The sequence below is a fragment of the Corynebacterium doosanense CAU 212 = DSM 45436 genome, assembly GCF_000767055.1.
GTDB lineage: Bacteria > Actinomycetota > Actinomycetes > Mycobacteriales > Mycobacteriaceae > Corynebacterium > Corynebacterium doosanense.
Window position 1 is genome coordinate 566292 of the sequence record NZ_CP006764.1, and the last position, 23604, is coordinate 589895.

Annotated in this window: 22 protein-coding genes; 19 read left to right on the forward strand and 3 right to left on the reverse strand. The window is 68.4% G+C overall.

What is annotated here, in order from left to right:
- The first annotated feature begins 3 nt into the window (after window positions 1-3).
- The 8 genes from rpsK (at window position 4) to CDOO_RS02930 (ending at window position 7826) form a co-directional block, all read left to right on the forward strand.
- On the forward strand, window positions 4-408 hold the full coding sequence (gene rpsK / locus CDOO_RS02895) for a 30S ribosomal protein S11 (protein WP_018021254.1): 405 nt from the start codon (window positions 4-6) through the stop codon (window positions 406-408).
- Window positions 409-428: 20 nt separating this feature from the next.
- Complete coding sequence (rpsD, locus tag CDOO_RS02900) at window positions 429-1034, forward strand: 30S ribosomal protein S4 (protein ID WP_018021253.1); 606 nt, start codon at window positions 429-431, stop codon at window positions 1032-1034.
- 130 nt (window positions 1035-1164) lie between these two features.
- Window positions 1165-2181: a DNA-directed RNA polymerase subunit alpha gene (locus CDOO_RS02905; RefSeq protein ID WP_018021252.1), complete on the forward strand. Its 1017-nt coding sequence runs from the start codon at window positions 1165-1167 to the stop codon at window positions 2179-2181.
- A gap of 56 nt (window positions 2182-2237) precedes the next feature.
- Window positions 2238-2846 carry a 50S ribosomal protein L17 gene (rplQ, locus tag CDOO_RS02910; protein WP_018021251.1) on the forward strand — a complete coding sequence of 203 codons (609 nt, stop codon included), beginning with the start codon at window positions 2238-2240 and terminating at the stop codon, window positions 2844-2846.
- Window positions 2847-2945: 99 nt separating this feature from the next.
- A complete protein-coding gene (gene truA, locus CDOO_RS02915; RefSeq protein WP_018021250.1) occupies window positions 2946-3824 on the forward strand; it encodes a tRNA pseudouridine(38-40) synthase TruA in 879 nt (292 codons plus the stop codon).
- Between the two features lie 50 nt (window positions 3825-3874).
- Window positions 3875-6004 carry a DUF6541 family protein gene (locus CDOO_RS02920; RefSeq protein ID WP_018021249.1) on the forward strand — a complete coding sequence of 710 codons (2130 nt, stop codon included), beginning with the start codon at window positions 3875-3877 and terminating at the stop codon, window positions 6002-6004.
- 73 nt (window positions 6005-6077) lie between these two features.
- Window positions 6078-7310 carry a type VII secretion protein EccB gene (eccB, locus tag CDOO_RS02925; protein WP_026159264.1) on the forward strand — a complete coding sequence of 411 codons (1233 nt, stop codon included), beginning with the start codon at window positions 6078-6080 and terminating at the stop codon, window positions 7308-7310.
- A gap of 81 nt (window positions 7311-7391) precedes the next feature.
- Window positions 7392-7826 carry a TIGR02611 family protein gene (locus CDOO_RS02930; protein ID WP_026159263.1) on the forward strand — a complete coding sequence of 145 codons (435 nt, stop codon included), beginning with the start codon at window positions 7392-7394 and terminating at the stop codon, window positions 7824-7826.
- Here CDOO_RS02930 and CDOO_RS02935 read toward each other — a convergent pair.
- Both CDOO_RS02935 and eccD read right to left on the reverse strand, forming a co-directional pair.
- Window positions 7744-8805 carry a S8 family serine peptidase gene (locus tag CDOO_RS02935; protein WP_018021246.1) on the reverse strand — a complete coding sequence of 354 codons (1062 nt, stop codon included), beginning with the start codon at window positions 8803-8805 and terminating at the stop codon, window positions 7744-7746. The genes CDOO_RS02930 and CDOO_RS02935 overlap by 83 nt on opposite strands.
- 176 nt (window positions 8806-8981) lie before the next feature.
- Entirely contained in the window at window positions 8982-10349 is a 1368-nt protein-coding gene (gene eccD, locus CDOO_RS02940) for a type VII secretion integral membrane protein EccD (protein ID WP_162138659.1), read from the reverse strand.
- Between the two features lie 169 nt (window positions 10350-10518).
- On the opposite strand from eccD, the gene CDOO_RS02945 reads away from it, so the two are divergent.
- From CDOO_RS02945 to CDOO_RS02960, 4 genes are all read left to right on the forward strand, one after another.
- Window positions 10519-14178, forward strand: a complete 3660-nt coding sequence (locus CDOO_RS02945; RefSeq protein ID WP_038573227.1) for a type VII secretion protein EccC — start codon at window positions 10519-10521, stop codon at window positions 14176-14178.
- Entirely contained in the window at window positions 14175-15191 is a 1017-nt protein-coding gene (locus CDOO_RS02950; RefSeq protein ID WP_018021243.1) for a type VII secretion-associated protein, read from the forward strand. The genes CDOO_RS02945 and CDOO_RS02950 overlap by 4 nt, the downstream gene beginning before the upstream one ends.
- A 116-nt stretch (window positions 15192-15307) precedes the next feature.
- Window positions 15308-15625: a WXG100 family type VII secretion target gene (locus CDOO_RS02955; protein WP_026159261.1), complete on the forward strand. Its 318-nt coding sequence runs from the start codon at window positions 15308-15310 to the stop codon at window positions 15623-15625.
- A gap of 44 nt (window positions 15626-15669) precedes the next feature.
- Window positions 15670-15957, forward strand: coding sequence for a WXG100 family type VII secretion target (locus CDOO_RS02960; RefSeq protein ID WP_018021241.1), 288 nt, complete (start codon window positions 15670-15672; stop codon window positions 15955-15957).
- Between the two features lie 224 nt (window positions 15958-16181).
- Here CDOO_RS02960 and CDOO_RS02965 read toward each other — a convergent pair whose 3' ends face one another.
- Window positions 16182-16526 carry a hypothetical protein gene (locus CDOO_RS02965; protein WP_018021240.1) on the reverse strand — a complete coding sequence of 115 codons (345 nt, stop codon included), beginning with the start codon at window positions 16524-16526 and terminating at the stop codon, window positions 16182-16184.
- A gap of 424 nt (window positions 16527-16950) precedes the next feature.
- On the opposite strand from CDOO_RS02965, the gene rplM reads away from it, so the two are divergent.
- From rplM to glmM, 7 genes are all read left to right on the forward strand, one after another.
- Window positions 16951-17394 carry a 50S ribosomal protein L13 gene (rplM, locus tag CDOO_RS02970; protein WP_018021239.1) on the forward strand — a complete coding sequence of 148 codons (444 nt, stop codon included), beginning with the start codon at window positions 16951-16953 and terminating at the stop codon, window positions 17392-17394.
- Window positions 17394-17963, forward strand: a complete 570-nt coding sequence (rpsI, locus tag CDOO_RS02975; protein ID WP_018021238.1) for a 30S ribosomal protein S9 — start codon at window positions 17394-17396, stop codon at window positions 17961-17963. Before rplM ends, rpsI begins: the two co-directional genes overlap by 1 nt.
- Before the next feature lie 110 nt (window positions 17964-18073).
- Window positions 18074-18625, forward strand: coding sequence for a cytidine/deoxycytidylate deaminase family protein (locus CDOO_RS02980; protein WP_051063993.1), 552 nt, complete (start codon window positions 18074-18076; stop codon window positions 18623-18625).
- Window positions 18544-18783 (forward strand): hypothetical protein, encoded by a 240-nt coding sequence (locus tag CDOO_RS13875; RefSeq protein ID WP_155861285.1) that lies wholly within the window; start codon window positions 18544-18546, stop codon window positions 18781-18783. Before CDOO_RS02980 ends, CDOO_RS13875 begins: the two co-directional genes overlap by 82 nt.
- Before the next feature lie 100 nt (window positions 18784-18883).
- Complete coding sequence (locus CDOO_RS02985) at window positions 18884-19921, forward strand: MinD/ParA family ATP-binding protein (RefSeq protein WP_018021236.1); 1038 nt, start codon at window positions 18884-18886, stop codon at window positions 19919-19921.
- Window positions 19922-20023: 102 nt separating this feature from the next.
- Window positions 20024-22162 (forward strand): beta-glucosidase, encoded by a 2139-nt coding sequence (locus CDOO_RS02990; protein ID WP_018021235.1) that lies wholly within the window; start codon window positions 20024-20026, stop codon window positions 22160-22162.
- A 28-nt stretch (window positions 22163-22190) separates the two neighbouring features.
- Window positions 22191-23534 carry a phosphoglucosamine mutase gene (glmM, locus tag CDOO_RS02995; RefSeq protein WP_020384553.1) on the forward strand — a complete coding sequence of 448 codons (1344 nt, stop codon included), beginning with the start codon at window positions 22191-22193 and terminating at the stop codon, window positions 23532-23534.
- Window positions 23535-23604: the final 70 nt, after the last annotated feature.

Below are 23604 nucleotides of genomic sequence, written 5' to 3' on the forward strand. Positions count from 1 at the left end.
CAGATGCCTCCGAAGACTCGCACGAACGCGCGCCGTACCGGCCGTCGCGTCGTCAAAAAGAATGTGGCCCAGGGCCACGCGTACATCAAGTCCACCTTCAACAACACCATCGTGTCCATCACGGACCCGAGCGGTGCTGTCATCGCCTGGGCTTCGTCGGGACACGTGGGCTTCAAGGGCTCGCGTAAGTCCACGCCGTTCGCTGCCCAGCTCGCCGCTGAGAACGCTGCCCGCAAGGCAATGGATCACGGCATGAAGAAGGTCGACGTTTTTGTCAAGGGCCCGGGTTCCGGTCGCGAGACCGCCATCCGTTCCCTCCAGGCCGCCGGCCTCGAGGTGTCCTCGATCTCGGACGTGACCCCCCAGCCGCACAACGGCTGCCGCCCGCCGAAGCGCCGTCGCGTCTAGAGAAGGAAAGGTAAACAACTATGGCTCGTTATACCGGCCCCGCAACCCGTAAATCTCGCCGTCTGCGCGTCGACCTCGTCGGCGGAGACATGTCCTTCGAGCGTCGCCCCTACCCCCCGGGGCAGGCTGGCCGCGCACGCATCAAGGAGTCGGAGTACCTCCTCCAGCTCCAGGAGAAGCAGAAGGCCCGTTTCGCCTACGGCGTCATGGAGAAGCAGTTCCGTCGCTACTACGAAGAGGCCAACCGCCTCAAGGGCAAGACCGGCGACAACCTGCTGATCCTGCTCGAGACCCGTCTCGACAACGTCGTCTACCGCGCAGGCTTCGCCCGCACGCGTCGACAGGCACGTCAGCTCGTGTCCCACGGACACTTCACCATCAACGGTAAGAGGACCAACGTCCCGTCCCACCGTGTCTCCCAGTACGACATCGTCGACGTGCGTGAGAAGTCGCGCAAGATGATGTGGTTCGAAGAGGCTCAGGACGCGCTCACCAACGCGGTCATCCCCGCATGGCTGCAGGTCGTTCCCTCTACCCTGCGCATCCTCGTGCACCAGCTGCCCGAGCGCGCCCAGATCGACGCTCCGCTGCAGGAGCAGCTCATCGTCGAGTACTACTCGAAGTAGTTTCTCTTGCCCGCTCTTCCCGGCCACGGCCGGGAAGAGCGGGAGGAGTTTCGTTTCACCCTCACGTTCAGTTCATTCAGCGCAGTTCCTAGCCGGCGTCAAATAGCGGTCGCCGAAGAAGGAGAAAGACATGCTCATCTCAGAGCGCCCCACCCTCACCGAGGAGTTCATCGACTCCGCTCGTTCGCGTTTCGTCATCGAACCGCTCGAGCCTGGTTTCGGCTACACCCTCGGTAACTCCCTGCGTCGCACGCTGATGTCGTCCATTCCGGGCGCAGCAGTGACCAGCATCAAGATCGACGGTGTGCTCCACGAGTTCACCACGATCAACGGTGTCAAGGAGGATGTCATCGAGATCATCCTCAACGTCAAGAGCATGGTGCTGTCCTCCGACTCGGATGAGCCGGTGGTCATGTACCTCTCCAAGGAGGGCCCGGGCGCCGTCACCGCCGGCGACATTCAGCCGCCGGCCGGCGTGGAGATCCACAACCCGGATCTGCACATCGCGACTCTGAATGAGCAGGCCAAGCTGGACATCGAGCTCATCGTCGAGCGTGGACGTGGCTACGTCCCCGCCGCCGCGAACTCGACCACGGCGGACATCGGCCGGATCCCGGTCGACCAGATCTACTCCCCGGTTCTCAAGGTCAGCTACAAGGTCGAGGCAACTCGTGTCGAGCAGCGCACCGACTTTGACAAGCTGGTCATCGACGTGGAGACCAAGAACTCGATTTCCGCCCGTGACGCCCTGGCGTCCGCCGGTGGAACCCTGGTGGAGCTGTTCGGACTCGCTCGCGAGCTCAACACCGCCGCCGAGGGTATCGAGATCGGCCCGTCCCCGCAGGAGACCGAGTACATCGCCGCCTACGGCATGCCCATCGAGGACCTCAACTTCTCGGTGCGCAGCTACAACTGCCTGAAGCGCCAGGAGATCCACAACGTCGGTGAGCTCGCAGAGTGCACCGAGTCCGATCTGCTGGACATCCGCAACTTCGGACAGAAGTCCATCAACGAGGTCAAGATCAAGCTGGCTCAGCTGGGCATCACGCTCAAGGATGCGCCGGAAGACTTTGACCCGTCGGAGCTTGAGGGCTACGACGCTGAGACCGGCGGTTACGTCGACCCCAGCGGCGAAGATTCCGAGTAGAACGCTCACGCGCTCAAAGCACGCCCATCATCTGTTTCGCACACGAGGAGTAACACATGCCTACCCCCAAGAGAGGCGCCCGTATCGGCGGCTCCGCGCATAACCAGAAGAGGATTCTCTCTAACCTGGCCGCGGCGCTGTTCGAGCACGGTGCAATCAAGACCACCGACGCCCGCGCCAAGCTGCTGCGTCCCTTCGCCGAGAAGCTCATCACCAAGGCCAAGTCCGGCACCGTCGCCGACCGCCGCCTGGTGCTGGCGCAGGTCCCGCAGAAGGACGTCGTCGCCTACCTGTTCGACGAGCTTGCCCCCAAGTTCGCCGGCCGCGAGGGTGGCTACACCCGCAGCATCAAGCTGGAGAACCGCTCCGGTGACAACGCCCCGATGACCCAGATCTCCCTGGTTCTCGAGGAGACCGTCTCCACCGAGGCGACCCGCGCCACCCGCGCGGCAGCGTCCCGCCAGGCGACCGAGGATGCGGACATCGACACGTCCGCGACCCCGGCCTCCGAGGAGAACGTCGCCGTCGCCGACACCGAGCCCGTCGAGGACGACTCTGCAGTCGCCACCGACGAGCAGGCCGTCTCCGACACCGAGGCTCCGGCCGACGAGCCCGCCGAGGCTCTCGACGCGCAGAAGGATGCCGTCGAGGCTGAGGAGAAGTAATTCTTCTCGGACGCCCTCCCGGCACCGAATCGCCCCGGCCAGGTTTTCCTGGCCGGGGCTTTCGTCTGTCCGCCCCGCGCGCAGGTAGCGTGTGCAGGCATGTCCACCATGCTCCGGCTGCGCCTCGACCTCGCCTACGACGGCACGGACTTCCACGGTTGGGCCGCCCAGAAGGACCCCGGCCTGCGGACCGTGCAGGGGGAGATCGAGCGGGCGCTGACGCTGATCCTGCGCACCGAGGCCGCGTTGACCGTGGCCGGGCGCACCGACGCCGGCGTGCACGCCTCCGGGCAGGTCGCCCACGTTGACGTGCCTGAGTCCGCGCTGTGGCAACGTTCCGTGGACGGCGATCCCTCCCGCCTGGTCCGGCGCCTCGGGCGGTTCCTGCCCGAGGACATCGCCATCCGCGACATCACCGTCGCGCCGGACGGTTTCGACGCCCGCTTCTCCGCCCTGCGGCGGCATTACGTCTACCGCCTCACCACCCATCCTTCCGGCGCGCTGCCCGTGCGCGCCCGGGACACCGCGGTGTGGCGCCGGCCGGTGGATCTCGACGCCATGGCCCGCACGGCCGCCGCGCTCCTCGGGCTGCACGACTTCGCCGCGTTCTGCAAGGCCAAACCCAACGCCACGACGATTCGAGACCTGGAGTCATTCACCTGGCGCGACGCCTCCACCGCGACGGAACCGGAGGTCTACGAGGCCCACGTCGTCGCCGACGCCTTCTGCTGGTCCATGGTGCGCTCCCTGGTCGGCGCGTGCCTGGCCGTGGGGGAGGGGCGTCGCGACGACTCCCTGCCCGCCCGGTTGCTAGGCGAGACCACGCGCTCCTCGGACATCCCCGTGGCACCCGCGAAGGGGCTCACGCTGACCCGGGTGGACTACCCCTCCGCAGCGGAGCTGGCCGATCGGGCGACGGCGACCCGCGCTCGTCGAGAAGCGAATGTTGCCGACGGGTCCGCCGAAGCCCCGCGCTAAACTGTGCCGGGTAATCGCGCGACCGGACAAGAGAAGTACTGAGGACAGTCATGGATACGACGACCATTGCCGTGCTGACGGCAATCGGAGTGATTTTTCTCCCCGGTGCCGTCATCTCCTGGGTGTCCGGGGCGAAGCTGCCCTACGCCGCCGTCGCCGCCATTCCCGTGTCCTTCGCCGTTTACGGCGTTGCCGGCTGGGTTTTCGGGCTGGTCGACATCCGTTTCGGCGTGCTCAGCGCCGCCCTGTTCGCGCTGTTCGTCACCGTAGTCGCGGCCCTGTGGCGCTACGGGGCCCGGCGACTGGGGCGCAGATTCCCCGTCCCCGATGCGCCGAGCTGGCGGGTGGGTAGCGCGCTGGATCCCCGGTGGATACTGCCGGCGGCGGGCGTGGCGGCCGGCTCCACGATGTTCATCACCCGCATGGTGGAGTGGCTCGAGGAGCTGCCCGGCGGTCGGGAGAACATCATCCAGGGCTGGGACGTGCACTGGCACGCCAATGTCGTGCGTTTCATGATGGACGAGGGCGTGGCCTCGGCGGTCCGCATGGGCGAGCTGCACAACATCGAGACCTCCGCGCCCATGTTCTACCCCGCCGCGTTCCACGCTGCTGCGGCGCTGCTCGGTCACCTGGCGGGGCTCAGCCCGATCGCCGCGACGAGCATCATGGGCATCGTCATCCCGGCTGTCGCCATGCCCATGTCGGTGGCACTGCTGGCCTGGAAGATGGTCGGCAACGGCGGGTTGACCGCCCAGATCGCGGCCGGTCTGTCCGCGGTGCTGAGCTTCGCCCTGCCGGCGGTCATGTGGACCAGCCACTACGTGGGCGCCTGGCCCTACCTCGCTGCCGTTGCGTCGAGCGGCCTCGTGGTCGCCCTGTTCCTGTCGGCCCCGCGCCAACCGGTGCTCATCTTCGCCGCCGCGCTCAGCCTGACCGGCCTCACCCAGCTGCACCCCTCCGCCTCGACCATCGTGGTTCTGCTCGTCGGCCTGTACTGGCTGCTGTACCTGGTGTTCGCACCCGCCGACCGGGGCGGGTCACGCTCGCGGCTGCGCGACCTCGCTGTGCTCGCCAGCGCGGGCATCCTGGGGTTCCTGCTCATGCTGCCGCAGGTCATCGCTGGTGCGGACGATGCGGAGACGCTGGTCACGTGGACCGCCACCGAGGATGTCTCCCGCACGGAGTCCTGGATCAAGGCGCTGACCATGAACACCCGGCACGTGGAGGAGTTCTTCCCCGGCTACGACCCCACCATTCTGCTGTGGGTCGCCGGGATCGGCGCCGTGGCGCTGATCCTGTGGCGGCGCAACCTCTGGGCGCCCGTCTTCTGGTTCGTCTCGGTCTGCCTCACCGTGCACGCCCTCAAACCCTTCGACGTTCCCGTCGTGTCCGACGTGCTCACCCTCATCGGCGGGCTGCACTACGCCACCCCGCACCGTCTGATCATCCCGGTAGCCATGATGGCCACGGCCTTCGCCGGAGTCGGCCTCGCGGTCGCGCTGCGGCTGATCACCGGTGGCCCGGTCGCGGCCCTGCTCAACCCGGAGAACACCCGCGCCCGCACCCTCACCCGCCGGGCCACGGCGATCGCCGCCGTCGTGCTGTCCCTCCCGCTGGCCTGGGGTGTCGGGGCCTGGTCCCTGGCGAAGACGGCGGACGGCGCCGAGATCATCCAGAAGTCGCCCCGCCTGGAGAACCGCATGGTCACCGCCGCCGACGTGCGGGCATGGGACTGGCTGGCGCAGCAGCCCCGCGCCTACGAGGGGTACATCGCCGGCGACCCGGGTGACGGCTCCGGCTGGATGTACGCCTACAACCGGCTGCCCAGCCTGTACCGCCACTACTTCTGGCCGACCTCCGGACGCGACTCCGCCACCGACCGCAGCTTCTGGAACGCCAACCTCATCGGCCAGGGTCAGCGAGGGGAGCCCGACGCCACCAACATGGCCGATGAGGCCGTGGAGGAACTGGGGGTCAACTACATCGTCCTCTCCCCGCACGGCTACTGGGCCACCGATCCTCCCCTCTGGGAGCAGCAGCTCGGCCTGTGGACCGCGAAGGGCGTGACCCCCGTCTACAAGGACGGGCGGGTGGTCATCTTCGCCGTCGACGACAACTTCACCCTGGCCGAGCTCCGTGAGATGCGCGCGGAGTCCCCGGAACCGCTGCCCCGGAGCTAGACCTGGGATAGTCTTCCCGGAAGATGCCACCCCTCGGGGGAGCGGTGGCGGATTCGTGATCTACGGGGGAGACATGAGCACACCGCTTCAGCCGACGACCCGCGCGCAGGTCTCCGGACACCGGTTCCTGCGCCGTCGGGTCGAGCACGGCCTCGCGTTCGGCGACATCCGCATGATCCACGACCCGCTCGCCGCCCGGGCCCGGGGAATGATCTTCGGCACCGTCGCGGTCGTGCTGGGAATGCTCGGCGCGGGCCTGTTCGCCTGGCTCAACCCGCAGCCCGACCCCGGCGACGCCCCGATACTGCGCTCGGAATCGGGTGCATTGTTTGTGCGTATCGACGACCACCTCCACCCCGTCATCAACCTCGCCTCGGCGCGGTTGGCGGTGGGATCGCCGGCGGACCCGGTCGCGGTGGGCAGCGACTATCTCGCCGCCGCGGACAAGGGGGTACCCGTGGGCATCAACCCGGCCCCGGGAGTGATCGCTGACCCGGAGGACTCCTCCCGGATCTGGGCCTCCTGCACGAGCGTCGACGGCGTGATCACCGTCCTCGCCGACGGGGCTCCGGTGCGTCTGCCGGACGGTGGGGCGGTATTGGCCGAGGGGCCGACCTCCGACTGGGTGCTCACGGCGGACGGGCGGCGCGAGCTCCCCGCGGACACCTTGTCGCAGGGCCGGGTCCTGCGGCGCGGGCTGGGTATCACCCCGGAGACCCCTCGCCTGGCGGTGCCTGCGGAAGTGCTCTCCGCGATGACCGAACGCCCGGCCTGGGCGGCGCCCGAACCGCTGCCGACCGTGTTGACGGCCGGGGAGCAGTCCTGGGCGCTGAATTCGGATTCTGCGGTGGCGGGACTGACACCGACGCAGGCGGACATCCTCACCGGCCTCGGCGCCGAACGCAGGGAGGTGGCTGCCCGGGACATCTCCCGGTACGCCGATGCAGTGCCCGTCAACCTTCCCGCCGAAGCACCGGAATTCCTGGATCCCGTCGGATCCCGCCTCTGCGGTCTGTCTGATGGGACCGTGGGCAGGGACGGGCTGGTACTCGTACCGGGCGCGGTGGCGCTGTCCGGGGACGCGCCGGCCAGCTACTTTGCGGGGTTGGCGCAGGGTGCTGTCGCGGTGGACTCGGGACACGGGCTCCACGTTGTGTCCCCGGAGGGGATGCGATTTCCTGCCTCGCCCGAGGCGCTGGCCGCGCTGGGGATCACCGGGGCGGAGGCGGTGGACTGGTCGATCGTCGCCGTCCTGCCCGAGGGGCCGACGCTGTCGGCCGAGTACGCCCGGCGCGCGGTGTACTAGATTCTTCCTGGGAGTCCAGACGTCTGGACGAATATCACTCCACGGCGGAACTTTTCCGGCGTGCTAGCGCGTTAGGTAATCATGGCAACGATGCGGCACAGGGTCGAGCAGCGCGTGACGCGCCTGGAGGACTATCACCAGAGCCTGAAGACCCGCCGCTACGGCTGGCTCGTGCGCCCGGCGATCCTCGTGGTCGGCTCGCTGCTGTTTGTCCTGAGCCTCGCGGCGATTCCCCTGCCCGGCCCGGGATGGCTCGGTGTGTTTCTGTCCATCGGCATTCTCTCCCTGGAGGTCAGGTGGGCCAAGGCCATCCTCCACTGGGGCGTGGGTGTCTACGACAGGTTCTTCACCTGGTTCGACCGACAGCCGCGCGCGACGCGGTGGACGATGATCGCCCTGCTGCTCCTGCTGTGCTGGTTGACCTTCCTGGCGATCACCTGGGTGACCTGGGGCCTGGGAGGGCTCGACTTCCTGAACCCGGTGCTCGACGACCGGTTGGGAATGACGAGGTTCTGACCGGCCGACCCACCCCCGCGACCGCCAGGCCGGCCACGGCGACCAGGGACAGGCACGCCAGCAGCGACGCCAACCGGGCGCGGATCTCTTGACCTGCCGGGGGCGGGGAGGCGAAGGCGAGGTGACGGGGAGTGATCTCGACGTCCGCGGGAGGAACATAGGTCAGCGCCGTGAGGGGATCCACCGCCCCGCCGGAGGGCTCCGCCGAGGCGAGGATCTGCGCGCGGATCTCCGCGGCGGAATAGTCGGGGTGGCGCTGCCTGAGTAGGGCGGCGGTACCGGACACCACCGGCGCGGCGAAGCTGGTGCCATGGAACTCCCTCGCCTCCCCGGTCTCGGGCTGCACGCCACTGACCCACCCGTTGGCATCCGGGGAGAGTGCGACCGGGACCGATGCCGGGGCGGAGACCGCCGGGCGGCCCTCCGGCTCCGGCAGGGAATACTCCGCGATCGTGTGGGTGTTCTCCCGACCGCCGACGCTGAGCACCGTCGGAGAGTGGGACGGGTAGACGACCGATCCGGGCTGGCACTCCGGCGAGATGTTGCCCGCGGCGGCGACCACCACCGTCTGCTGCGCCTCAGCCCGGGCGAGGGCGTCGTCGAGGACGCCGGAGTTCAGCCGGATTGCCGTGTCCGGATCCACACACGCGACCACCGAGATGTTGATCACCTGCGCACCCTGGTCGAGGGCAAGATGCACCGCCTCCGCCAGCGAGGCGAGCGTTCCCCCGGAGCGGCCCTCGGGAGTGTCCGCGTTCTCGACGGCGACGTGCGCGCTGGTCTGACGCACCGACAGAATCTGCGCACCCGGCGCAACACCCAGGGTCTGACCGGCGATCACCCCGGCGACGATGGTGCCGTGGCCGTCGCAGTCCAGGAGTGGATCCGGGGTCTCCCGCGCCACGAGGTCGGCGATGGGCAGCAGCCCGGGAAGCTCGGCGTGGGGCGCCACCCCGGTATCGATGACGGCGACTTTCACCCCACTCCCGGTGGCGAGCTCGTGCAGGCTCGTCTCACTGGCGGGTCGGGCAGGTTGTTGCGGTGCGGGCACCGGTACCGGCCGGACACACGGCGTGACCACGGGCTGGGCCCCGGCATCGGGCAGGCGGCAGGTCAAAGGGAGTAGGAGAAGGGCCAGAACTGTCGACGCCCGTTTCACCCCAGTCCCCGAACCAGGGCGAACAGCCCGCCCACCCAGGCCGCCAACGGGAGAGCGGCGACGATCGACGCGATCTCCATGCGCTCCCACCACACCGCGGTGGTCGGCTCCACGGTGCTCACCCGGCCGGCCCAGCCCACGGCGGTGGTGAGCGCAATGACGGTGGCAGCTGCGATGAGCACCGTGGCGGTCGTCGGCTGGGTAGCCGCGGCGAGTACGGCCCCCGCCATCCCCGCGAAGGCGGTCACTGCCAGCGAGTAGGCGGGCACTGTCGGCCGGTAACGCGCCGCGTGTAACACGGTCGCTCCGGCCGTGGCCAGGGCCAGCAGCTGTGGGCCGAGCCCGCCGACCCAGGAGAAGGCCAGAAGGGACGGGACCATGACCGCGGCGGTTCCCAGGGCCATCCCGTCCGCCAGCAACCCGGCGCACCGGGCACGTACGTCCACGTCCGGCTGGTTCCCGTCGGCGATGGACAGATCCTGCCCGGCCGTGGGAAGGCGCGGCACCTCCAACCCGGCCAGCGTCGTGGCCAGAGAGGGGGTCGCGCTGATGGCCACGAGCCCAGCCACCACGCCCAGGGCGGCAACGACCGACACAGGGGTCGGAGTGGCAGAGCCCGCCGGCACGGCGAACCCCAGGCAACAGACGGAGACCAGCAGCGCGGCCGTCGCGGTCGCGGCCAGAAACCGGGACCCCACCGCGCCAAGGGCGGAGAGCAACGTCAGGGTCGCCACGGTCGTACCAGTCGCGGCCAGGACCACCCAGGCCCATTCCACCCCGGGAACGGGAGCGGAACCTCCCAGGACAAAGGTCGCCGCGGACGCGGCCGCCAGCAGCGTGATCACGGGCGCGAGCAGCGTGCGCCGGCGGAACCAGATGAGCACCAGCAACGCCGTCCCCGCCCCGGCGGCCAGTGCGTAGGGCACGCCGATGAAGGGGAGGAGCAGGACGACCACCAGAATGCTGCCCACCGCGGCCGCACCCGTCAGCGCACCCGCGGCGCCGCTTCCCCGGGAATGGACCACCAGCGCCTCGGCCGAATCACGCAGGATGGGGGCGTCGACGGGTTCCGCCGGGCTGAGGATGATCACTGACCCGTGGGTGAGCCCGGTGGCATGCAGCGGGACGGCCATGTCGATGCCCTGGCCCGCAGCCGTCGACGCCCGCCAGGGCCGGGTGATCTGCGGGGCGCCGCAGAGCTCGGTGATCTCCGGGAGCATCTCCGAAATCGCGGAAACCGCGGGGACGGACAGATCGACCTCGCGGACGAACACGCCGACATGGGCCCGCACGCTGATGCGCAAGGTGTGGCCGCGGACGTCGCTCAGCGACACCGAATCATGGCCTGACAAGGACGTGGACACAGTTTTTCTCCCCCGAGTCTGATGCTTTCCACAGACCGGCAGGCCCCCGCCTGCCGATGTGCTCATCATGGCCTAGGATTCGACCCGTGTCCACAGTTCCGCGTGGATCCGGTCGGGGGGCCGGGCAACTGTGGGGAGCACCTGTACCTGGGGGAGTACCAGCGTGAGCATGCCCGTGACGTTCGGCACCGTCGTTGAACCACTCATGCCCGGGGAGCGGGAACCAGCACCGCCGAAGCCTTCCGGGACCTTGAACGTCGAGGCCGTGCCACCCGCTCAGCGGCCACAGCCCATGCCCGTGGTCAGAATCCTCATGCCGGTGATCATGGTCGCCGCCATGGTGGCGATGGTGGCGGTCATGTTCGCGGGCGGGCGCGGTGCCAGCCCGATGACGCTGGTGCTGCCGCTGATGATGGGTGTGTCCATGCTCATGATGTTTTCCCCTCCCCAGACGGAAGGCGAGGTGGACGAGACCCGGCGCGCCTACCTGCGTCACCTGGGGATCGTCAGGGAAAAGGCCCTCGCCGACGCGCACCTTCAGCGCCTTCACGAACTGCACCGCCATCCCGGGCCGGCCGACCTGGAGTCCCGCATCGGTTCGCGGCGGATGTGGGAACGCGGTGAGGCGGACAGCGATGCCATGGAGGTGCGTATCGGGCTGGGCGACGCCCTGCTCAGCACCGCATTGGAGGTCCGTGACGGCGGCGCCACCGAGGACCTGGAGCCCGTGTGTGCGGTGAGCCTGCGGCGCACGCTGCAGGCGATCTCCACGGTGGGGGAGATGCCCATCATCATCCAGCTGCGGGCCTTCCGTTTTCTCGCGCTGTCCGGACCCGCCGCACGGCCCCTGGCCAGGGCCATGATCGCCCAGCTCGTCTCGGCGCACGGCCCGGAGGTCGTGGGCGTGCAGGTCGTCGGCGAGCGGGAGGGCGGGGCATGGGAATGGCTGAAGTGGCTGCCCCATTCCCGGCAGCCGCAGCGGGCCAGGTTCCCCGTCCTGGTCGTCGATGACGTGGCCACCACCGGCACGGAGGACTTCATCGACGACGCCTCCTGGGCCTGTGTCCTCGACGTGGCGTCGCGCCCCGCCGCCAGCGCCCTCGCGCTGCGGGCGGAATCCGAAGGACTGGCGCTGCAGGTCGACGAGGACATATCCGTACTCACCGCGAGCGGGGTGGAGAGCCTCGGGGTGCCCGACGGTCTCACGGACCGGGAAGCGGTGTTGTTCGCCCGGTCGATGGCGGCGTACATGCGGCCGTCGACAGGCGGCAACGGAACCCGCGGGGACCTGCTCTCCCTGGTGGGAATCGGTGACATCGACGATCTGGCGCCGGAGACCATGTGGCCGCTCCACGGGCAGGCGCGGTCGCGGCTGACCGCGCCCATCGGGTTGAGCGAGGCTGGCGGGCTGGTGCGTCTCGACCTCAAGGAGGCCGCGCACGGCGGGATGGGCCCACACGGGCTGTGCATCGGCGCCACGGGCAGCGGAAAGTCCGAGCTGCTGCGCACGCTGGTGACCGCGCTGGCGGCGACCCACAGCCCGGAGGAGCTCAACCTGGTGCTCGTCGACTTCAAGGGAGGCGCGACCTTCCTGGGGTGCGAGGGGCTGCCGCACACCTCGGCGGTGATCACCAACCTCGAGGAGGAGGCGGTGCTGGTGGACCGGATGTACGACGCGGTGTCGGGCGAGCTCAACCGCAGGCAGGAGGCGCTGCGCTCGGCGGGAAACTTCGCCAACGTCACCGATTACGCACTTGCCCGCTCCAGCACCCGGCCCGATCTGCCCGCCCTGCCGAGCCTGGTGATCATCGTCGACGAGTTCTCCGAGCTCCTGGTCCACCACCCGGATTTCGCCGACCTGTTTGTGGCGGTAGGGCGCCTCGGCAGGTCCCTGGGCGTCCACCTGCTGCTCGCGTCCCAGCGGCTGGAGGAGGGGAAACTCCGGGGGCTGGACTCGCACCTGTCCTACCGGATCTCGCTGAAGACCTTCTCGGCCGGGGAGTCCCGGCAGGTGATCGGCGTGCCCGACGCCTACCACCTCCCCGCGCAGCCAGGAGCGGGTTTCCTGCGCACCGACGCGGATGCGCTGACGAGATTCCAGGCCGCCTACGTCTCCGGACCACTTCCGCGCCGGGACAGCGGATCCCGTCACCGCATCGCCGTGCCCGAGGTCTCCCTGTTCACCGCGGCCGACGAGATTGACGAGGTGGGGGAGAAGGCGGACAACGTCCGCCTGGATCAGTCCATCACGGTGCTGGACGCGATCGTCGAGGCCGCACGGGAGGCCGCGGCGGTCCGGGAACTCGCCGCACACCGCATCTGGCTGGATCCTCTCCCCGCGCGGATCGAGCTGTCCTCGGTGGTCCGGCCGGACGGGGCGGGGACGCTGCGTGCGACGATCGGGATCATCGACCGCCCCTACCACCAGCGGCAGGACCCGTTGGAGCTCGACCTGTCCGAGAGCGGCGGGCACGTCGCCGTCAGTGGCGGCCCGCAGACCGGCAAGACCGGCACCCTGCGAACGCTTGCCGCGGCGCTGGCAGCGGGCCATTCCACCGATGAGGTCCGGTTCTACGTCATCGATCTCGGCGACGGGGGCCTCAGCCAGCTGGAGCGGCTGCCCCACGTGGCCGGTTACGCCGGGCGGGGTGACGACGAAAAGATCCGGCGCATCATCGACGAGGTCACCGCGCTGGTGGACCTCCCCGAGCCGCGGCACACCTTCCTGTTCATCGACGGCTGGCACGCCATCGCGACGACGGGGTCCGACCTGGACGATCTCGTCGACGTCGTGTCCGGGATCGCCGCCGACGGCCCCGGGGCGCGGGTGCACCTGGTGATCAGCACCCCGCGGTGGGCGACGCTACGGCCGGCGATACGCGACCTGATCACCCACCGCATCGAACTCCGCCTGGTCGATGCTCTCGATTCGGTCATCGACCGCAAGGCCCAGGAGAAACTCCCCGCCGCTCCGGGTCGGGGGTTGTCGGCGGACGGCGCGCACATGCTCGTCGCCTTCACCTCGGGCCAGGACCTTGAACACATCCGTCGAGAAGCGCAGTCCCGGGGGCAGCAGTCCGTGCCGGCGCTGCGGGTACTTCCCACCTCGGTGGACGTATCGCAGCTCGCGGCCGCGGAGACCCCGGGCGTGCCGATCGGGATCGGTGGAGCGCGACTGACCACCCTCACCTGGGACCCGGTGGCGGACGCGCACCTGGTGATCGTGGGTGCGTCCCAGTCCGGCAAATCCGCGGCGCTGCGCACGGTCATGTCCGGTATCTGCAGGCTCGGGAGGGAGCGCGCCCGCCTGGTGGTCGTCGACCCGAGGCGCTCCCACCTGGGAGAGCTGCCGGACGAGATGGTCGCCGCCTACGCCGCCTCCGCCTCCGCGGCGGCCCAGACCCTGCGCAGCGCCGTGACCACCCTGCGGGATCGGCTCCCCGGCCCCGACATCTCACCCGCCGAGCTCCGCGAGCGTTCCTGGTGGACGGGCCCGGACATCTACATCGCCATCGACGACCTCGACCTCGTCGCCGCGGCCGAGCTTCACCTGCTGAGCGAACTCCTGCCCTTCGCCCGCGACATCGGCCTGCACCTTGTCGTCGCCCGAAAGTCCGGTGGAATCGGGCGGGCAATGTTCGGCGGAATGCTCGCCGCGCTACACGATGAACAACCCGCCGCCCTCATTCTCTCCGCCGACCGGGATGACGGACCGATCTTCGGCATCCGCCCGAAACTCCTGCCCCCCGGCCGCGCCACCTGGGTCACCCGGGGTGTGAACCGGGGAGCCTGCCACGTCGCACTGACCCAGGAGGTCTCCCTGCCATGACCATTCCCACCGCTCCGCGCACGGGTCTGCCCACGATCACCATCGCGGTCTTCGACTCCGCCACCGTCTTCGAGGGGCTCACCCCCAGCGACGTCATCTACCGCTATGACCTCCCCGGAACCGGGGTGACGGAGGGCTGGGCCGGGACGAGTGTGCTCGATCAGGTGCGCCAGCTCGCGGCGCAGTCCTGGCCAGATGTCCACGTGCGTATCGACGCCGATGCCGAGGCCACCGCGACCCTCCAGCGCCTGCTGGCCAACAAGGGGGTGGCCTGCTCCGCCGCGGAGACGGACGAGCCGGCGCCCGAGGAGGACCCGGACACCGGGGAGTTTCCTCCGGTGGGCCGCCACCGGCTGCGGGGTAAAGTCGAGCGGGAGTCGTTCCTGCGCGGCCGGCTCTCCGGCGAGCGTCCCGGTGTGACGGCGGTGGTGGTCGCGAGTGCGGTCCTGGTGCTGCTGGTGGGCGCGGTGGTGGTGGGTCTGCGGTGGTGGGGAGCGCCCGGGGGCGGGAATCCGGACCCCGTTGCCCAGGTGATGGGGGAGTCGAGCGAGTCCGCACCGCCGACGACTCCCCGGGTTCAGCCGACCGCTCCGACGTCTGCGCTGGAGCCGGCGGCAGCAATGGTGCAGCTGCAGCTCGGCGATACGACCGTGTCGCTGCCGGCGGACTTCGAGTTGACGCAGTCGGAGTCGTCCGTGGTCGCCACCGGCGACGACCCGGACCTGCGGATCCATCTCACCCGCGACCCCGTGTACAGCATCGGCGCCGGTGTCCTCTTCGACGAGGTGGAGCGCCTCGTCGAGGAGGACCCGCAGCTCTCGGAGCCGGACCGCGGAGAAGAGACCATGTCCTATGTGGAGGATCCCGGAGACGGATCCCGGGTGCGGTGGACCACGTGGGTGGAGGGCGGGAACCAGCTCAGCGTCGGGTGCCACACCCGGGAACAGCCGTCCGTCAGCCAGCACGCCGCCTGCACGATGGCCACCCGGACCTTCACCGTCGGCGGAGAATGAGAACTTTGGCGTTGGAGGGAACCGCAGAGCGGCGGAGGCAGTCCTAATAGAGCGGGAAGGGACCACTCGCCCGCTCCTTCGTCCACCTCACACCGACAGAAAAGGGTCACTCCGACATGAGCCAATTGTTCAGAACCGAAGCCGACGTCATGATCACCACCGCGGGCAACGTCGACAACGTGAACGCCAACGTCCAGAGCGAACTGGGTCGGGTGCGCGGGGTTGTCGACACGCTCCGTGGTTCCTGGGCCGGTACCGCGCAGATCAGCTTCGACAACCTCATGCAGCGCTACGACTCCTCGGCGAACCGCCTGCAGGAGGCTCTCACCTCCATCTCCGACAACCTCCGCAGCAACAGCAGCAACTTCGCGGACACCGAGGCATCCACCGAGCAGGCCTTCAACCAGGTCGGCTCCCAGGGTCTCGCACTCTGACACCGGCAGATCCAACCCAGCCCAGCTAACGAAAAGGAACAGTCATGAGCGCAATCAAGTACCAGTTCGGTGAGATCGAGGCCTCTTCCGGAGACATCCGCTCCACGTCTGCGCGGATCGGGTCCGAACTCGACGACCTCAAACGCCAGCTCCAGCCCATGGTCGAGTCCTGGGAGGGCGATGCCAGCACCGCCTACCAGGCTGCGCAGGCGCAGTGGGACCAGGCAGCCCTGGAACTCAACACGATTTTGAGCACCATCGCCGACACCCTGTCGGAAGGCAACAGCAACATGAGCGACATCAACCGCCGCGCCGCCGCTTCCTGGCAGTAACCGCGTACTTCGCACACGGGCCGCGCGCGGGCGCGGGAGCCGTCAGAGGCCAGCACTCACTCCACTAACCGGGGGCGGATGCGCCAGCTGGCCGAAACGGTGTTCCCCGGGACGCGGAACGGACAAATCGGGGGATATGTCCACCGCGACCCAGCCCCGCGGTCACGCCACACCGCCCGTCGGTACCGGAGGTTCCGGTACTGACGGGCGGTTTCGTCGCTTTGCTACCGCTCGATCCAGAAGTTTTCCGGGCCGTTGTTGACCGGGTAGAGACCACTGAAGTCGTTGATGAATCCCACGATCCATTCGCCGCCGGGGAGCGTGATGGCGCCCAGGGAAATGGCGTTCGGGGTTGTCCCTTCGCCTTTAAGACCAGCGCCGGGGTAAATCATTCCGCATTCACCGGTGGCCACGACGCCGTGGGAGGAGCCAAGGGTAACCAGTGCGTGGGTTCGTTCGCTGTAGTAACAGGTTCCGGCGGACGCGGGTGCCGAGGTGGCCAGCAGGCCGGTACCGGCGGCCGCGGCGGCCAGGCCAAGGGACATGAGGCGGGTCTTCGAGATGTTCATGGCAGAACTCCATTCTGGAAACGGGGTGAGAGTGATTGCTGGGGTCGGTATCGATGGGGCGAGGAGCAAAGTTTCTGTGGGCGGGGGAAAGCTGAGGTGAAGGTCGGCCTCCCTGGGTAGGGGATTGAATCGCGCTGTCGAAGCTGAACGTATTGCTATCCACTCGACCCGACAAGGAGAATGGGGGGAAGTCCCCACCGGGAGGCGGGGAGGCCGTCCCGCTACCGACGGGCGGTTTGGGTTATCTGCCTGCGTGACGTAAAGTTTTTCCCCTGTGTGCGTAACGCGCCGTGGTCAGTTCCTCTTGGAACAGGGCCGCGGCATCGCCTCCGCGGGTCCCCACCGGCCGCCGCGGGTCAGGCGCAGCTACGTGTCGCTTCGTTGGCCGGCACCATCTCTAGACAGACTTTTTAAGGAGTCATGCATGTCTACCTACCACCCGAAGAGCGGTGACATCACCCGTAAGTGGTACGTCATCGACGCTACCGACGTGGTCCTGGGCAAGCTCGCTTCCTCCGCAGCAGACCTGCTGCGCGGCAAGCACAAGCCCCAGTTCGCTCCGAACACCGACGTGGGAGACCACGTCATCGTGATCAACGCGGACAAGGTCCACATCTCGTCCAACAAGCGCGAGCGCGAAATGCGTTACCGCCACTCGGGTTACCCGGGTGGACTGCGCTCCATGACGCTGGGCAAGGCTCTCGACGAGCGCCCTGACCGCGTTGTCGAAGAAGCTATCCGGGGCATGATGCCGCACAACAAGCTCTCCGACGCCTCCGTCAAGAAGCTGCACGTCTTCACCGGCTCCGAGCACCCCTACGCCGGCCAGCAGCCCGAAAAATTCGAGTTCAAGCAGGTGACCCAGTAATGACTGAGCCGAACAACACCGACAACCTCGAGAACACCACCTCGCAGGTTGAGGACAACGTCGCTTCCGCCGAGGACATCGCCGCAGCCCAGGCTGCCAGCGAGGACTTCGGCTACACCATCGGTGACGCACTGAACACGGAATCCGAGACCGAGGCCGAGGAATCCAACTACGTCATCAACGATGGCCCGATCCAGACCGTTGGTCGCCGTAAGCGCGCCATCGCCCGTCTGCTCATGAAGGCCGGCTCCGGCGAGATCAAGGTAAACGGCCGCGATCTCGACGACTACTTCCCGAACAAGCTGCACCAGCAGGACATCCTGTCCCCGCTGGCTCTGCTTGACCGCGAAGGCCAGTTCGACATGAAGGTCAACATCGGCGGCGGCGGCCCCACCGGCCAGTCCGGCGCCCTGCGCCTGGCCATCGCCCGTGCTCTCATCGAGTACAACCCGGGTGACCGCCCGGCCCTCAAGGCCGCCGGCTACCTCACCCGTGACGCCCGCGCCGTCGAGCGCAAGAAGGCCGGTCTGCACAAGGCACGTCGTGCCCCGCAGTACTCCAAGCGTTAATCACGCCTGGACTGCTCACGGTCCTTTTCGGTTCACGCCGTCCACTCCCACCCGGTGGGGGAGGGCGGCGTTCGCCGTTTCCCCGGAAGGGTTCAGTTACGCTGGGTTTCATGTTGAGCAGTGGAACCAGGCGGTTGATCGAGGCAACGGCGGACGCCGCCAGGAGGGGCAACGACGGGGACCGGCACACCGTGGCGGGCGGGATACTCACCGCCTCCGGGGAGATCCTCACGGCGATGAACGCCCACCACTTCACCGGCGGCCCCTGCGGAGAGGTGTCCGCATTGGCGTTGCACGCCGCGACCATGCCGGACGACCCGATCGTCGCGGTCGCCGCGGTGCACGGCCCCTCGGGGCAGGTCATCTCCCCGTGCGGGAAATGCCGGCAGATCTTCTTTGAACGCAACCCGGAGATCTGCTTCGTGGTGCGCGAACCCGCCGGACTGGTGGAGCTGCCCGTCGAGCAGCTGCTGCCCAACGCGTACTCCTCCGCACGGTTGGAGAGCCCGCAGGAGATGCACATGGCTGCCGGGGGACACACGGGCTGGTTCTGTCCGGGGACAAGGTGCAGGCCATCCGGGTGGATGACCCGTACCGCCGCGGGCCGGCCGTGCTCATCTTTGACGGGGTGGAACCGCCCGACGACCGGTTGCCGGTCATGATCACCGAGGTGCGACACACACAGCTCAAGGACTTGACCGACGAGGACGCCGGGCTCGCCGGATTCACCGACCTGGCCGAGCTCCGGGGAGCACTGACGCACTACTACGACCACCTCGAGGAGGACAGGGCGGTCGATGTGGTGAGTTTCCGGCTCTGACACCGCTCGCCCGGCGCAACGGACCCGGCGCGGTTAGAGTTCTGTGGGAGTGAGGCATCGCCTCCCAAGATTGAGTTGTTGTGACGATGGGGGATCGCACATGACCACAGAATTTCACTCTGCCGAGGCCACGCCGTCGTGGTGGGGGAACGGGGACGCTGCCGGGGCGGGGAAACACCGCGGCGCCACCGCACACGAGCTCACGCCGCCTCCCGCCCTGGACCAGTCCAACCTGGTCAACCGGGTCAAACGCCACCCGGCGAAGGGGTGGCGCAAACTGGTGCACCAGGTGTCCCGTGGTGGCATCAACCTCGGGGAGTCGCCGGGGGAGGAGTCGCAGCGCGACCTCCTCGAGCGCATCCGCCGCCCGCTGCGGGGTGACTACCGCATCGCCGTGATGTCGCTGAAGGGCGGAGTGGGCAAGACCACCACCACCGTCGCGCTGGGCGGTGTGTTCGCCTCGGTCCGTGGTGACCGCGTCATCGCCATCGACGCCAACCCGGACTTCGGCACCCTCGCCCAGCGGGTAGCGGCACCGGGACCGGCCACGATCCGGGATCTCCTGGCAGCGGACGACACCTCGCGCTACGCGACGGTGCGCGGTTTCACCACCCAGGCGCCCTCCCGGCTCGAGGTGATCGGCTCCGAGCGGGATCCAGCGGTGTCGGAGGCCTTCTCCGAGGGCGACTACCGCCAGGCCATCGACATCCTCCAGCACCACTACAACGTCCTGCTCACCGACTGCGGCACGGGACTGATGCACTCGGCGATGGCCGGGGTGCTGGACCTGGCCAACACCCTCATCCTCGTGACCACTCCGGCCCTCGACGGCGCGCAGTCCGCCTCCGCCACCCTGGACTGGCTGAACGTGCACGGGTACGGGCACCTCGCCGCCACGTCCATCGTGGTCGTCTCCGCCTGCGCACCCTCCCGCGCCACCATTGATCTGGATCAGGTGGTCGAGCACTTCCGGGCCCGGTCCCGCTCGGTGCATCTCATCCCCTTCGACAAACACCTGTCCGAGGGTGCCGTGGTGGACATGGATCTGCTCGCTCCCCCGACCACGCGGGCCTACATGGAGCTGGCGGCCACGGTCGCGGAGGATTTTGACAACTGGCACCGGCACGCGGGTGTGTGACCCCCGCGGCCCGGGCTCTGCAACAACCTGCAAGTGGTGTGTAGCCCCGTGCTGCCGGCCTAGCGTGGGGTGGAGAAACCGCCGTCGTGAAGTGAGGAAACAATGACCGAGAACAACCAGCCGTGGATGGATACGTCGAAAAGCCCGCGTGAACGCGCCGCCCTGCTCGTGGCGGAGATGACACTCGAGCAGAAGGTCGACCAGCTCGGCGGTGCGATGAAGACCATCAACCCGTACAACCTCGACATGACCGACCCGGACCTGGACCTCAATCAGCTGGAGGTGTGGCGTCACGCCGAGCCGATCGAGGAACTGAACATCCCGCGGCTGAACATCACCAACGGACCCGTCGGCGTGGGCATGGGCGACGGCACCCCGTCCCCGGCAGCCACCGCGCTACCGGCGACCCTCGGGCTGGCCGCCACGTTCGACCCGGGACTGGCGCGGCGCTACGGCGAGCACATGGGCCTGGAGATGAAGGCGCTGGGCCAGCACCTCCTCGAGGCCCCGGGCATGTGCCTGGCGCGCATCACCCTCGGCGGGCGCAACTTCGAGTACTTCTCCGAGGACCCCTACCTCTCCGGCGTCATGGGGGTCGAGGTGACCAGGGGTGTGCAGTCCCAGAACATCATCGCCATGGCCAAGCACTTCGCGCTCAACGACGAGGAGCGCGAGCGTTTCCGTTACGACGTCAAGGCCGACGAGTACGTCATGCGCGAGCTCTACCTCCTGCCCTTCGAGATGACGGTGAAGGACGGTGAGGTGGCGTCGGTCATGAGCTCCTACCAGCGGCTCAACGGCACCTACGGCACGGAGAACTACTGGCTGCTCACCACGGTGCTGCGTGACCAGTGGGGGTTCGAGGGTTACGTGCAGTCCGACTTCTGGTCGACCCGCTCCACCGCGCAGTCGCTCAACGCCGGCCTGGACCACGAGATGCCGGACCACAACTGGATGAACATGGAGAACATCGAGCATGCGCTGGACCAGCGCATCCTGGAGATGAAGACCATCGACCGTGCGCTCATCCGCCGCTACACCCAGATGTTCCGCATGGGCCAGTTCGACAACGAGTCGCCGGTCACGGGCATCGACGTCGAGCGCGGCGCCACCTTCGCGCGCGAGGCCGCCGCCGAGGTCATCGTGTTGCTGAAGAACGAGTGGGGTCTGCTCCCGCTCAAGCCCGAGACCTCCGGGAAGATCCTCATCGTGGGCATCGACGACTTCGCCAACAACATCTGCAACTGCGGCGGCGGCTCGTCCCAGGTGATTCCCACGAAGGAGGTTCCGCCGCTCGAGGGCATGACGGACGTCCTGTCCGAGCTCGGAGCAGACAACGAGGTCGAGGTGTTCACCGTCGCCGACGACATGTCCAACCTCGCGGAGGCCCGCGCGGCCGCCCAGGCCGCCGACACCGTGGTCATCATGGCCGGGCTGGTCACCACCGAGGGCGCGGACCAGGAGGACATGAACCTGCCCAAGCGACAGAACGAGCTTATCGACGCCCTCGCCGACGCCAACCCCCGCACGGTCACCGTGCTCAAGGACGGCGACCCGGTCCTCATGCCGTGGGTGGACAAGACGCACACCCTGCTCGAGTGCTTCAACCAGGGCCAGGAGGACGGACACGCCGTCGCCGACACCCTGTTCGGCAGGCACAACCCGTCGGCGAAGCTGCCCATGTCCTACCCGGCGAGCGAGTCCGACACCTGCTACGCGGGCAACGAGTCGCGTTACCCGGGCGTCGACGAGGGCGCCGGCTACCCGGTCATGCGTTACTCCGAGAACCTCAACATGGGCTACCGCTGGCACCAGAGCCAGGACATCGCGCCGCTGTTCCCCTTCGGCTACGGCCTCTCGTACAGCAGCTTCGAGCTCTCTGACCTGGCGGTTGAGGGCAGGAATCTCGTCGGCGGGGCGGATGCCGACGGAAAGGTGGAGATCACCGCCACCGTGGCCAACACCGGCGAGTACGACGGCTCCGAGGTCGTGCAGGCGTACCTGGAGATCCCGGTCAAGGGGCAGCCCCCGCGCCGGCTGGTCGGCTTTGCCAAGGTGCACGTCGCCGCGGGCCAGAGCGCCGAGGCGAGGATCGTGCTGGATCTGGCGGCCGCTTCGCATCCGTTCGGGGTGTGGGACGCGAATGAGCAGTCCTTTGTGGTCAAGCCGGGGACGTACACGCTGCACATCGGCACGTCCTCGGACGACACCCCGCTGAGCGCGGAGGTGGCCGTCGGCTAGTGAGGGGCCGCTGTGCATAATGTCCCTTATGACTCGACTGTTCGGAACTGACGGTGTTCGCGGCCTCGCGAACAAGAACCTCACCGCCGCGCTGGCGCTGAAGCTGGGCGCGGCGGCGGCGCAGGTGCTCACCAAGGACCGGCGTTCCGACGAGCGCCGCCCCACCGCCGTCATCGGCCGCGACCCGCGTGCGTCCGGCGAAATGCTGGCCGCCGCGTTGTCCGCAGGCCTGGCCTATGCCGGTGTCGACGTCCTGCGCGTCGGCGTTCTGCCCACCCCGGGCGTCGCGTTTCTCACCAAGGACTACGGCGCGGCGCTCGGCGTGGTCATCTCCGCCTCGCATAACCCCATGCCCGACAACGGCATCAAGTTCTTCTCCGCCGGCGGGCGTAAGTTGCCCGACTCCGTGGAGGACGAGATCGAGGCCGCGATGGCCGAACTCTCCGACCAGGGCCCCACGGGCACCGGCGTGGGCCGCATCATCGAGGAGGCCGGCGACGCCCGGCAGCGCTATCTCGCCCATCTCGCCGAGTCGGTGACCACCGACCTCTCCGGGATCAAGGTGGTCGTGGACGCGGCCAACGGTGCGGCCAGTGCCGTCGCGCCCCTGGCCTACGAGGCCGCCGGGGCCGAGGTCGTGGCAATCTTCAACCAGCCCGACGCCTACAACATCAACGACAACTGCGGCTCGACCCACATCGACAAGGTGCAGGCTGCGGTGCTCGAACACGGCGCTGACCTGGGCCTGGCCCACGACGGCGACGCGGACCGCTGCCTCGCGGTCGACGCACAGGGCAACGTCGTCGACGGCGACCAGATCATGGCCATCCTCGCGGTTGGCATGAAGGAGGACAGCGACCTGCGCCACAACACGCTCGTGGCCACGGTGATGTCCAACCTGGGCCTGAAGCTCGCCATGCAGCGCGAGGGCATCAACATGGTGGAGACCAAGGTCGGCGACCGCTACGTCCTCGAGGAACTCGGCCGCGGCGGCTACAGCCTGGGTGGGGAGCAGTCGGGCCACATCGTGCTTCCCGACTTCGCCACCACCGGCGACGGCACCCTGTCCGGCCTGCGGATCATGGCGCGCATGGCGTCGACCGGCAAGTCGCTCGCGGAGCTGGCCAGCGTGATGACCGTCCTCCCGCAGGTGCTCATCAACGTGCCCGTATCCGACAAGTCCGCGGTCCTGTCCGACGACGCCGTGGTCGCCGCGAAAACCGAGGCCGAGAACGAGCTGGGCGACTCCGGCCGAGTACTCCTGCGCCCCTCCGGCACGGAGGAACTTTTCCGTGTAATGGTCGAGGCGGAGAACAAGGAGCAGGCCCGCAAGGTCGCCGGTCGCATCGCCGCCGTGGTGGCGGCCGTCTAGATACCCGCTTATCGACGCCCCGCTGCGCCCCCTCCGCCGGGGCGCGGCGGAGGATTTTTTCTGCGGCAGG